The sequence below is a fragment of the Phyllobacterium sp. K27 genome (genome assembly GCF_054796155.1).
Window position 1 is genome coordinate 1,922,880 of record NZ_CM139240.1, and the last position, 11,810, is coordinate 1,934,689.

An 11,810-nucleotide genomic window follows, 5' to 3' on the forward strand; every position below is an offset into this window, starting at 1 on the left:
ATTGCGATTCAAATGGAGTCAATTCATTACATAGATGACAATACTCGAGTCAATGTTGGCTTGAAGGATCGATACAATGAGTACAATAGATACAATAAATTCATCTTGCCGGTCAAACGAGACCTGTGAAAGACGTCGTAGGTCACCCCTGGCAATTGCATGGGTGCTTAACTGGATGCGCTCGGCTCTGGCCAAGCGGCGAAGCCGTATGTGTCTCAGTGAGCTGACCGATGAACAGCTTCGGGATATTGGCAAATCAAGACGCGAAGCTCGCCGGGAATTTCTGCGTCCTTTTTGGGATTAGAAAACCATATTTCTTGTCGAGCGGTTCGCTGGAGCGAATTTCATGAATTTGAATAAAAAAAGAGGAATTGAACGGGCGTTCAATTCCTCTTTTCGTGATTTTCAGGACGGAACAGCTATTTCCTTGGGAAAAAGACCGTTTTAGCGGTCTCTTTCAAAGTTCTGCTTCCTTATCGCGCAAGTTCGCTGAAACTTTGCTGAAAAATCTCAAAATTTTCCGGCATTATTGCAACCTCCGGCTTTAAATTAGTTGTTGCTGGTTGAGCCGAACACACGCTGGAAAATCGTGTCGACGTGTTTCGTGTGGTAGCCGAGATCGAACTTCTCACGAATGACATCTTCCGGCAGAGACGCCCGCACGTCGGCATCAGCAAGCAGTTCCTCAAGGAAATCTGCGCCATGCTCCCACACCTTCATCGCATTGCGTTGAACGAGGCGATAGGAATCCTCACGCGAAACGCCTGCCTGTGTCAGCGCGAGCAATACACGCTGGGAATGGATCAGGCCTCGGAATTTATTCATGTTTTTCAACATGTTGTCTGGATAAACCAGCAGCTTTTCAATCACGCCAACCATGCGTGCCAAGGCGAAATCGAGCGTGATGGTCGCATCGGGACCGATCATACGTTCAACCGACGAGTGCGAAATGTCGCGTTCATGCCAGAGCGCCACATTTTCCATTGCCGGAAGTGCAAAAGCGCGCACCATGCGTGCGAGGCCGGTCATGTTTTCCGTCAGGACCGGGTTTCGCTTGTGCGGCATGGCTGAGGAGCCTTTTTGTCCGGGTGAAAAGTACTCTTCCGCCTCCAATACTTCCGTACGTTGCAAATGCCGGATTTCAACGGACAATCGCTCAACCGAAGAGGCAATAACACCCAGAGTTGCAAAATACATGGCGTGACGATCACGCGGGATAACCTGCGTCGAAACCGGTTCTGCCTGCATTCCCAATGCCTTAGCGACGTGCTCTTCAACACGTGGGTCGATATTGGCGAAAGTTCCAACAGCGCCGGAGATGGCGCAGGTTGCAATCTCTTCACGTGCAGCGACCAGTCTATGGCGGCATCTTTCGAATTCCGCATAGGCCTGAGCCAGCTTCACCCCGAATGTTGTCGGCTCGGCGTGAATGCCATGACTGCGCCCAATCGTGACTGTATCCTTATGTTCAAAAGCGCGAACCTTCAGGGCAGCCAATAGCCGGTCCAGATCATCCAGAAGAATGTCGCTGGCACGCATGAGTTGCACATTGAAACAGGTGTCGAGAACGTCCGATGAGGTCATTCCCTGATGCACGAAACGTGCATCCGGTCCAACGATTTCGGATAAATGTGTAAGGAAAGCAATGACATCGTGCTTGGTCTCGCGTTCGATTTCATCGATGCGATCGATGTCAAATGTCGCGGCGCCGCCTTTTTCCCAAATTGTTTTGGCCGCCTCTTTCGGGATCACGCCAAGCTCGGCAAGAGCGTCGCAGGCATGTGCTTCAATTTCAAACCAGATGCGGAATTTTGTCTCGGGGGACCAGATTGCGACCATCTCGGGCCGCGAATAGCGCGGGATCATGTGTTTTCCTGTCGGCGAGTGTATATCAGATTTCAGTGCGGTCTATCAGACCGGGGCGCATCACTCAATGCTACTTTCCGGCTGGTGTTGCCGTGTGTGGATTATCGCTGCCGGGTCACCGCAAGCCATCGGTAGTCCGGACCTTCAAATCCAACGCCGCGAACCGCAATCATGACAGCAACAACCGGCTTGCTACCGTCTGGATAGAAGGTCTGGACAGCGCCGATACTATAGCCGAGAGGGCAACCGCGGCTGGAGGGAATGGCTTTGTCTTCATGCAGTAATTCGGATTTAACGCCGGGCTTATCCTCAGTAAGTGTAAGCCGGAACCCTTTGATTTCGCCCATGTTTTGGCAATCCTGACTGGCAGGGACAGCGGTTTCCTGAAGTGCGATTGTCAGGCTCGCATCAAGGGCCGGAAAGATCGGTCTTGGATTTACGGTCACCCTGAATGGATCGGAAGAAAGCTCGGTTACGGGGTTGGAGGCGACTGTTTGGCCAGCGTTTTCGCGCAGCTCCGCATCGGGCAAAGATGTCAGGGCTTGACCATCCTGTTCCGCCTTGCTGCGAGCGTTCTCGATGGACGAATTCTCGTCATCCAATCTTATCCGAACCGGCGTTTTAGAAAGAAATTTGTCAGTGGCTGTGTCGATGTAGAACCGGTTTGCATAGGGAAAGCCTGAACCATCCTGAACGCCGTATTCTTCAAACGCGAATGTGCCGCCATCTTTGGAAAAACCAATAATATCAAGTTTTGCCGCATCTCCAGCTTGGGTGATGGTTGGCATTGCAACCATAATAGCCACCAAACTTAGACCTGATAATTGGCGATATGACATTACGCCCCCTTGAGTATCGAACTCCGTATCAGGTCGATATTAGCTTTATATTGGGCTTCTGTCCCACCTTTATAAATAGCTGACCCTGCAACCAGTGCATTGGCTCCGGCGGCGACAGCCAAGGGCGCTGTTTCTGCCGTGATGCCGCCATCCACTTCAATATCGATAGGGCGGTTGCCGATCATGGCTTTGATTTTCTTCAATTTATCCTGCATCTCAGCGATAAATTTCTGACCGCCAAAGCCGGGATTGACTGTCATCACCAGGATAAGATCAACATTATCGAGAACATATTCGATCGCCGATTCCGGCGTGGCCGGATTGATCGCAACGCCTGCTTTTTTCCCCAAAGCGCGAATAGCCTGTAGTGAACGATGCAGATGCGGTCCTGCTTCCGCGTGAACAGTGATGATATCCGAACCTGCCTTGGCAAAAGCTTCGATATATGGATCGCACGGGGCGATCATCAAATGTGTATCGAAAACAGCATCGGTCAATGGCCGGATGGCTTTCACGACATCTGGCCCGAAGGTTATATTCGGTACGAAATGACCGTCCATGACATCAATGTGGATCCAGTCTGCGCCTGCATTAAGGACGGAGGTAATCTCTGAGCCAAGCTTCGAGAAGTCCGATGCAAGGATGGATGGGGCGATAACGAGCGGACGGCTCATGATATTCTCCGGATAGGAAATGGTTGGCGCGCACCTATCATGTGCAGCCTTGCCACACAAGCTTATGTCAGTGAGCGCCAGACGGGGTAAGGATCGTTTTCAGCAGGGGTCGCAGCATAGACACCGCGCGCTACGGCCCTTGCCATTGTGGAGGCAGCACTGGCGCAAAGTTCAATAAACTCGCCAATTTCCGGCGCTCGTCCGGCTGTTCCAGTGGCAAGGGCGAAGATCAGGTCACCATCGAAAGGCGTGTGGGAAGGCCATATTGCCCGGGAAAAACCGTCATGGGCGGCTATTGCCAAGCGCTTGGCTTGAGCTTTGGTGAGGATGAGGTCGGTAGCAATGACGCCGATGGTCGTGTTTGCGCCGCGTGCTGCATCGCTGAATTTCGTCCGTATATCGGCAGCCTCGCCGGGCAGAGGGTGGGGCAGGCCAAATCCGCCAAATTCATCAGCAATTTCAAAGGGCGAAGCCCAGAAGTGCCGCGTATTTCCAACGGTAACCATGCCCAGCGCATTGACAGCCACAAGAGCGCCGATTGTTGTTCCATTGTCCAGAACCGTAGAGGCTGACCCTAATCCGCCTTTTAATCCGGCGACTGTTGCGCCTGTTCCGGCACCGATCGTACCAAGAGTAAAATCCAGCGAAGCGGAATGCACAGCTTCATATCCCAACTCCCGGTAGGGCGGGTACCGGCCCCAATCCTTGTCACCGCCGTTGAGCATATCAAACAGGATCGCTCCGGGAACGATGGGAATCCTTTGTGCTCCAACTTCAAAGCCAATACCCATTTCACGTAACGCCGCTTGAACGCCCGATGCAGCATCCAGCCCGAACGCCGAGCCGCCCGATAGAACAAATGCGTTAATGGCTTCAACCGTATTATGCGGCTCCAGTAGGTCTGTCTCACGCGTGCCCGGCGCGCCGCCGAGTATTTGGACTGCCGCCGTTGCCGGTGCATCACAAAGTACGACCGTGCAGCCGGATTTCACACGCTCACTGGACGCATTGCCAACTTTGAGGCCGCTAACATCGGTGATGAGATTAAACGCACCGGTCCGTTGTGCCATTAATTGACCTCCGGAACAAATTGTCTTCCATCATATTTTTGCAGACGATAAGTGTCGGCAATACGTTCACCTGCTGCATCGAACTGTACCGGTCCAACTGCTGTCTCAAAAGTAGTTTTGCGCAGCAGCTCGCTGATTGAGCCCGCTTGTGATCTTGCGGCTTTCAGCACGGCCAGAGCAACTTCTCCGGCTGCATAGGCAGCGATTGTGTAGCCTTCAGGAACTTTGCCTGCGAGTTCAATCGCATTTTTTGCGGCGCGAGCACTTTCCAGCGTTTGCGCGGCACGAGGCGCGATCATGAGCGTCCCGATCGCAAGGTCATTTTCTTTGCCTAAAGCGTTCAGTGCCTCGCTCCCGATAATTGTCAGCGGGTAACCCAGCGCTGTGGCGCTACGCCCGATTGCGGCGACATCATCACGTTCTCCACCAACAAACACCTGCGTAGCACCAGCGCGTTTGAGGCGGCCGACAAGCGCATTCTGATTGTCGAGACCCGGACGATAAGTATCTGAAAATACTGGTTTGAGACCCTTCTCCTCAAGCCGTGCGCGGATAGCTGAGGCAAGTTCACGCCCAAAGATTGTCCCATCGTCAATTATGGCAAAGGGTGTGGAATGCCAACGGTCAGCGAGTATGGCACTGGTCTCGTTCACTTCATTGCGGTTTGAAGGAGCAAGTCTGAAAACAGGATAACGTTGCTCGGTCCGCAACTCCGTCAGCGTTTGCGAGCGTATGGCTGGTGTGATAATTGCTATGCCTTTCTGACCAAGAATAGGCAACGCAGCTTCAAGCGATTCTGTACACAGGAATCCCACCACAATAACGACGTCCGATTGAAGTAACTGTTTCGCAGTTTCAGTGCCTCCGGCTGCCGTGCACTTGTCATCGCTGGTGACTATTGATGCCCCTTGTCCATCTTTATCCGATGCAACTGCTATCGTGGTTCCATCTACGAGCTGATTGCCCAAGCGAGAAAAAGCGCCTGATATTGGCGCAACGACACCAATTTTGTCTTCGGCATGTGCGATAGTGCAGAACACCAGGCCGAGAACGAAGGTTGTCGTGCGGATCAGGGGAATCATCGAAAAATGCCGTTTCCTTGTATCTGGTAGGCAATAGCCTGTTTTCGGTAACTGTTTCCTTCACTCAGCGCAATCCGGGCCTATATAAATGATACGTCTTGCGGTAGTGATGCGAAGACAAATGGAAAAATAGTACTGTGTTTATAGCCAAAGACCAGAAGATAGAGCCCCTCGCGTTTCGCAATGCGATGAGCCATTTTGCCGAAGCCGTTCATATCCTGACCACTGATGGACCCGCTGGGCGTCGTGGCGTGACAATATCGGCTGTTTGTTCAGTGTCTGACGATCCAGCAACTATGCTCGTTTGCCTCAATCGCAAGCATGAATTCAATCATCTTTTCATCGAGAATCAGGTCTTTGCATTGAATACACTGTCTTTTCGACAGCAAGCCCTGTCGGAGGCGTTTTCCGGCAAGGGTGATCTTTCACAGACTGACAGATTTGCACTTGGAAATTGGCATACAGCGCAAACGGGAGCGCCTGTCTTGGTCGATGCGCTTGCAAGCTTTGATTGCCGGATTATTGATACGCACGAAGTGGCAACTCATTACGTCATCTATGGCAAGGTGACTGCCATTAGCATGGGTAAGCTTGAAAGCCCGCTTGTTTACCTTGATCGCGGCTATCATCGCGTCGGAGATTGAGTTGTGATGATGCCACAACAGCCACTTGATCCGTTAATGATTGCAGAAGGCTGGATGAGGCAAGGCCGGGATGTTGCCATAGCTACCGTCATTGAGACGTGGGGATCGTCGCCGCGGCAGGCGGGAAGCCAGTTAGTTGTTGATAATGCGGGAAATTTCGAGGGGTCGGTCTCAGGAGGGTGTGTCGAAAGCTCGGTGATCGCCGAGGCAGCTGACGTGATCAATCACGGCAAAGCAACTATGCTTGAATTTGGCGTTGCCGATGAGACCGCATGGAAAGTGGGGTTGTCCTGCGGAGGGCGGATCAAAATTTACGTTGAACGGCTGGGCTAATCATGGATCCCTTTAGCCTGAAGAAATTGAATAAAGAGCGACGTGAACGCCGTGCCGTGATCATGTTGACCGACCTTACCGATGGGCGAGATCGGGTAGTAAGAGAAGCAGACCCTGTAGCGGGTAAATTGGGCGATGCGCTCAAAAAGGCGTTTCTAACAGGACAATCCGGGGTCGTAGAACTCGACGGTCGCTCATTTTTTCTCAATGTTTATCTGCCGTCTCCGCGCCTCGTTGTCATTGGGGCTGTTCATATCAGCGCCGCACTGGCTCCTATGGCAAAGGCTGCCGGCTATGAGATGGAGATCATTGATCCGCGCTCTGCATTCGCGACACCGGAGCGTTTTCCCAGTGTGGCGGTCTATGCTGACTGGCCGCATGACGTCCTGCTGGAACGTCCCCTTGATGCTTATTGTGCGTTGGCTGTGTTGTCTCATGACCCGAAAATCGATGATCCGGCTTTAGAATTGGCCTTGAATGCCGGATGCTTCTACATTGGAGCTCTCGGCAGCCGTACAACTCACGCAAAACGTGTTGAGCGATTGAAGTTGATGGGATTCAATGATGATCGTATAGGCTTGATCAATGCCCCGATCGGTCTGGACATCGGGGCCATCGGCCCGCAGGAAATTGCAGTTGCGATCATTGGGCAGGTAATCAAGGCTTTCCGCTCTCGCGATAATCACGATAGGGACAGGAATTGAACAAGCTTGGTTTGTCTGCAGTATTGATTTTCATGTGGTGTGCCGGTTCAGCATCGGCCGCACAGATCGAGCCATATAAGGATAGTTTGTTTGCCTATCCGGATGTTTTGAGAACAAGCGACAATGGGGATTATATTGTCGTAGACTACAATGAAATGCGCGACATTAACGGACGCGATCAAATCCCGGAGCGGCGTGTAAGGCAGACTTATGTGTCAATGCAGCCCAAGCGTTCGCAAAAGGATTTGATAGTTACGATAGATACGGGCGCAATGAAGGTCATGGCGGTTGGCACCCTCGATGGCGCCTCAGTCATAGTGATCTATCTCCACGGGCAGGGCGGTAATCGTCAGCAAGGTATGAATGACCACACGTTTGGAGGCAATTTCAATCGCCTCAAGAACCTGATGGACAAAAATGGAGGACTTTATCTGTCCCCTGATTTTACTGACTTTGAAGGAAAGGGTGCAGGTGAGATTTCGGGTTTGATCAGCTATTTCAAAGCCAGATCACCCAAAGCCAGGCTGTTGGTTGCCTGCGGTTCGATGGGTGGGCATTTGTGCTGGCGTTTGGCAAACGATACTACAGCTTCCAAAAATATTGCCGGTCTGGTTTTGCTAGGCTCCTTGTGGGATGACTCGTTCGTTGGTTCTCCCGCCTTTAAACGTCGAGTTCCGGTATTCTTCGGGCACGGGAGTCGAGATCCTGTGTTCCCGATTACCAATCAAGAGGCATTCTATCAAAAAATTAGAGCGCAGGCTCCAGGCTATCCGGTTAAATTTCACAGATTCGAAAGTGGTAGTCATGGAACGCCTATTCGCATGACCGATTGGCGGCTGGTGTTGAACTGGATGCTGTCGGTTGCGCCCTGATTGATTGTTGCAATAAAGTCCCATAGTGACAGTTGTGCCACTCGACAATTGTTAAAAAGCGAATAGTTTTTGCCCTACACACCACCCTCGAGACGATCTTTGCGGAGAGAGCAAATGCGCCTGCCCAACAACATCCTATGCCGGATTGCCCCATTGGCAATTCTTGTCCCATTGGCAGCGTGTTCCACGACAAGCGAACCGAATATGCGGCCAACAATCCTGCCAACATTTGCGCCCGTTCGCCCACCCGTCGATGCAGCGCTGGCTGATCCGTGCATTGCGGCTGCAGCATCGAAATATTTCCTGACAGAACGTCATATCACTGCCGTCGATGCCCAACCAATTGGCGGTGGTGTAAATCAGGTGCGCCTGAGAGCCGACATTCGCGATGCAATGTGTACCGTTACTGATAAAGGGACAGTGCGCTCGGTTGTCGATACAATGCCGAAAAGCGCAGACCAGGTTGCGGCCGAAGAAGCTGCCGCTGCCAAGAAGGCTTCTGGTCAGTCCGAGCCTGTACGCAAGCCAAAAAAGAAGAGCTGATAGATAATCAGGATCAGGGGGCGGGGTGACATTAGTCGTCCCGTTCTTGATTCTGCTCCTCTTTCTGCGGAACAAGGACCTTCAATGCTCCCGCATGGATCGCTATTCTAACATCCTTGGGTAGGGCGATAAGTTCTCCATCGATCGTCGCCTTGGCGCTTTTTCTCAAATGAGGAAAGTGGAGACTTACTTCCTTTGCCAAAATCTCATTGACGTCTGTGTTACGACGCCATGAACCAGTTATGACTGTTAAAGCCAGCTTCATAAGGGTGCCAGGCGTAAGGCTGCCCGCGATATACACGCCAAGTTCCCCTCTGTTTACATGCTCCTGCACAGGTAGCATTGTTTGGCCATAGGGATTATTGGTTACGGAGATCGCCGATACAGTTCTTTCGGTTGGGCTTCCATCGATCGTTATTCTCACGGCAAAACGTGGGGGCTTGGCCATTACTTTGAGAAAAGCACGAAAGCTTGCCAGTTTTTTACCCCAACGGGAACTATATTCGAGCGTATTGCGAAGCTTGATCATCTGCGGTTGGAAGCCGATGGAGAATTGATGCACGAAGCTCTCATCGTTGGCGGTCGAGATATCGACTGCCTCAATCTGACCGTTTGCGAGGCTCTCCAGAGCAGCATTGAGTTCCAACGGGATTTTTAAAGCCCTTGCGAAGAGATTCATGGTGCCCGCTGGCAGGACTGCGAGTGGCACCTTCGCCTTCCAGGCGATATCCGCTGCTGCAGAAATCGTGCCATCACCACCACCTGCCATAAGCACATGTTCGCCAGCCTCTGCCGCCACATTCTTGAGTGCTCTTACAACATTTTTACCCGCCACCACTTCGCTTTGAAAGCTGTGGCCGTGCTTCTCAAAAATGTTCTTTGCAGTCTGTGTAAACAGATCCATGTCCATGCTGCGGAATGTGCCGCCCTCGCGATTGAAAACGGCGTGAACCTTCATTGCCGACCCCTGGATTGAATTGAACTTGATTGAAAACCGTTTGATTATACGAATTGATGCAATGGATCAGCGATGATTTGGTTCCCCAGTTTTTCCCATATGCGGACTTTGAAAACCCAATTTCAACAATGCGTGTTTTATCTCTGGGGCGCTCATGAACAGGTACCAAAGCAGACCGCTGCGGTAATTTTCTATCATCGCGACAATCGGTCCCTGATCGATTGCCAGATATGTCCGAGCGTACCAGTTGCTCGCTGGTGAAAACGCATCGATGAAGCCGAACCGGCCCATCATCTTTCCTTTGGGCATGGCGAGAAAATGGCGAAGTGCTTGTAGGGATTCGGCGGGAGTATAAGGCATGCTACTTAAAGCCGCTGTTGGTGTAATCACTCCGAAATCGGATGTAGGCGAACTGACCAGATAGCCTTTGGGTCCGTGACTTGACGTGAGCCCCCAGCAATTGGCTCCATAACCCGTATAGCCATGTGGATTATGGACACTATGCAAATAATTAATCCGGCTATGGTTGTGATTCTGTTCCCAATAATCCGCATAGCGATCGGAGAGGCCTCGGGGGTCCAATCCGCAAAATGAATAATGCGCAAAGAATAGAGGACCACCATAATCGGCTCCCAGCGGCAGCTTTATGCCGTAATAATCACGTCCATTAAGAAAGGCTCCATTGCGCGCAAATCCGCTATGATAAGTGTCAGCTTCAATACCATATTGTTCGGAGCCAGCGGCCAGAACATAGGTGACTAGCGCCTCGTTCCATCCCTGAATTGGTACATTTCGAGCGAACCGATATTTTGGACTGTGATGCCAATAGAGAACGTTACTGCCGGGTTTTATGTGGCTGTTCCACTGCACATCCCTCCAGATGCGGTTAATGCGTTCCCGCATCGTCCGGTCTTCGGCTCTTGCGGAGCTGAAATACTGTCTGACACAAACCAGCCCTTGAATGAGAAATGATGTCTCAACCAGATCGCTTCCGTCATCCAGCTTTGAGAAGGGGACAGTAGAACCATCAGCGCCATTGATGAAATGGGGGAAAACACCCTGATATCTTTTTGTACATTCCAATGCCGACAGCATGATATCTATCCGCTCGCGGGCTTGCCGGTGTGAAATCCAGTTGCGTTCCACGGCAACCAAAATCGCCATGAATGCGAAACCTGATCCACCAATGGCTACAAGATCATTGACGGGATCGGCGGTTCGGCCTGACCTGTCTCGTGCCAATCCGCTTTTCGGATGTGCACCTTCCCAAAAATAGGCGAAGCTTGCGCGCTGTGCGTGTTCGAGCAGAACGTCATCATCGACTTGGGTGGCTTCTGAATCCGTCCGGTCATATCTTAGATGCATGAAGACGAAAGTTCCCGTTGCGAGCGGCGTGGCTGGATAACCGTTTTCTGATCTTGATAGCATGTAATATGGATGATCTAGTCCAGAAAAAGTTCAGCGATCAATGAGCGGTAAAAACAACATCATGCCCAAAGAGTTTATTTTCGAACCTGCCCCCCAGCCGGGACTGGAGATTTCCGGCACAGACAAGCTTTTCCCTGTTCACCGGATATATTGCGTTGGACGCAATTATGCCGATCACGCAATCGAAATGGGTCATGATCCAAATCGCGAACCGCCTTTTTTCTTTCAGAAGAATTCCGATTCACTTGTAAAGCAAGGTGAGAATTTTCCTTATCCACCGGCCACAGATGATGTTCATTTTGAAATGGAACTGGTGATAGCAATCGGGAAGGGCGGAATAAATATTGCTGCGGATGCAGCGCTTGATCACGTATTTGGCTACGGGGTGGGGCTGGATATGACGCGACGTGATCTGCAAGGAGAAGCGAAAAAACTTGGCCGCCCTTGGGAGGTTGGTAAAGCGTTTGAATCATCTGCACCATGTTCACCGATAGTACCAGCTTCAATAATTGGTCATCCCGCACAAGGGGCAATATGGCTGAAGGTAAACGGGGTTGAGCGTCAGCGTGGCGATCTTGATCAGATGATCTGGAAGGTACCCGAAACCATCGCCTATCTCTCGACGCTGTTCAATTTGAAAGCAGGAGATCTCATCTTTACTGGAACACCGGCGGGAGTTGGAGCAATACATCGCGGGGATAAAATGACTGGTGGCGTAGATGGCGTTGCAGAAATTGAAGTGAGCGTTGTTTAATGCGATCTAAGTTTTGCCGACAAAGATGATTGTTTTTGGCGTA

The 11,810-nt window shown here is 51.4% G+C and carries 14 protein-coding genes; 7 read left to right on the plus strand and 7 right to left on the minus strand.

Annotated elements, in window-relative coordinates:
• Positions 1–208 precede the first annotated feature (208 nt).
• Positions 209–304: a DUF1127 domain-containing protein gene (locus ACYJL1_RS09310; protein ID WP_460897990.1), complete on the plus strand. Its 96-nt coding sequence runs from the start codon at positions 209–211 to the stop codon at positions 302–304.
• A gap of 245 nt (positions 305–549) precedes the next feature.
• On the opposite strand, the gene purB is transcribed toward ACYJL1_RS09310, so the two are convergent.
• The 5 genes from purB to ACYJL1_RS09335 form a co-directional block, all read right to left on the minus strand.
• Positions 550–1,866: an adenylosuccinate lyase gene (gene purB / locus ACYJL1_RS09315; RefSeq protein ID WP_460895152.1), complete on the minus strand. Its 1,317-nt coding sequence runs from the start codon at positions 1,864–1,866 to the stop codon at positions 550–552.
• A gap of 101 nt (positions 1,867–1,967) precedes the next feature.
• Positions 1,968–2,663 carry a DUF2259 domain-containing protein gene (locus ACYJL1_RS09320; protein WP_460895153.1) on the minus strand — a complete coding sequence of 232 codons (696 nt, stop codon included), beginning with the start codon at positions 2,661–2,663 and terminating at the stop codon, positions 1,968–1,970.
• Between the two features lie 41 nt (positions 2,664–2,704).
• Positions 2,705–3,379 (minus strand): ribulose-phosphate 3-epimerase, encoded by a 675-nt coding sequence (rpe, locus tag ACYJL1_RS09325; protein ID WP_460895154.1) that lies wholly within the window; start codon positions 3,377–3,379, stop codon positions 2,705–2,707.
• A 62-nt stretch (positions 3,380–3,441) separates the two neighbouring features.
• Complete coding sequence (locus ACYJL1_RS09330; protein ID WP_460895155.1) at positions 3,442–4,449, minus strand: P1 family peptidase; 1,008 nt, start codon at positions 4,447–4,449, stop codon at positions 3,442–3,444.
• Positions 4,449–5,531 (minus strand): branched-chain amino acid ABC transporter substrate-binding protein, encoded by a 1,083-nt coding sequence (locus ACYJL1_RS09335; protein WP_460895156.1) that lies wholly within the window; start codon positions 5,529–5,531, stop codon positions 4,449–4,451. Before ACYJL1_RS09335 ends, ACYJL1_RS09330 begins: the two co-directional genes overlap by 1 nt.
• 188 nt (positions 5,532–5,719) lie before the next feature.
• On the opposite strand from ACYJL1_RS09335, the gene ACYJL1_RS09340 reads away from it, so the two are divergent.
• The 5 genes from ACYJL1_RS09340 (at position 5,720) to ACYJL1_RS09360 (ending at position 8,627) form a co-directional block, all read left to right on the plus strand.
• Positions 5,720–6,175 carry a flavin reductase gene (locus ACYJL1_RS09340; RefSeq protein WP_460897991.1) on the plus strand — a complete coding sequence of 152 codons (456 nt, stop codon included), beginning with the start codon at positions 5,720–5,722 and terminating at the stop codon, positions 6,173–6,175.
• A 9-nt stretch (positions 6,176–6,184) separates the two neighbouring features.
• The gene (locus ACYJL1_RS09345; protein ID WP_460897992.1) at positions 6,185–6,508 is read left to right on the plus strand and encodes an XdhC family protein; all 324 of its coding nucleotides are present in this window, start codon (positions 6,185–6,187) and stop codon (positions 6,506–6,508) included.
• Positions 6,509–6,510: 2 nt separating this feature from the next.
• The gene (locus ACYJL1_RS09350) at positions 6,511–7,212 is read left to right on the plus strand and encodes an XdhC family protein (protein WP_460895157.1); all 702 of its coding nucleotides are present in this window, start codon (positions 6,511–6,513) and stop codon (positions 7,210–7,212) included.
• 32 nt (positions 7,213–7,244) lie between these two features.
• Positions 7,245–8,084, plus strand: a complete 840-nt coding sequence (locus ACYJL1_RS09355) for an alpha/beta hydrolase (RefSeq protein ID WP_460897993.1) — start codon at positions 7,245–7,247, stop codon at positions 8,082–8,084.
• Between the two features lie 114 nt (positions 8,085–8,198).
• Positions 8,199–8,627 (plus strand): hypothetical protein, encoded by a 429-nt coding sequence (locus ACYJL1_RS09360; protein WP_460895158.1) that lies wholly within the window; start codon positions 8,199–8,201, stop codon positions 8,625–8,627.
• 31 nt (positions 8,628–8,658) lie between these two features.
• Here ACYJL1_RS09360 and ACYJL1_RS09365 read toward each other — a convergent pair whose 3' ends face one another.
• Complete coding sequence (locus ACYJL1_RS09365) at positions 8,659–9,585, minus strand: diacylglycerol/lipid kinase family protein (protein ID WP_460895159.1); 927 nt, start codon at positions 9,583–9,585, stop codon at positions 8,659–8,661.
• 66 nt (positions 9,586–9,651) lie between these two features.
• Complete coding sequence (locus tag ACYJL1_RS09370; RefSeq protein ID WP_460895160.1) at positions 9,652–10,680, minus strand: glucoamylase family protein; 1,029 nt, start codon at positions 10,678–10,680, stop codon at positions 9,652–9,654.
• Between the two features lie 394 nt (positions 10,681–11,074).
• On the opposite strand from ACYJL1_RS09370, the gene ACYJL1_RS09375 reads away from it, so the two are divergent.
• Positions 11,075–11,767 (plus strand): fumarylacetoacetate hydrolase family protein, encoded by a 693-nt coding sequence (locus ACYJL1_RS09375; RefSeq protein WP_460897994.1) that lies wholly within the window; start codon positions 11,075–11,077, stop codon positions 11,765–11,767.
• The last annotated feature ends 43 nt before the right edge of the window (positions 11,768–11,810 follow it).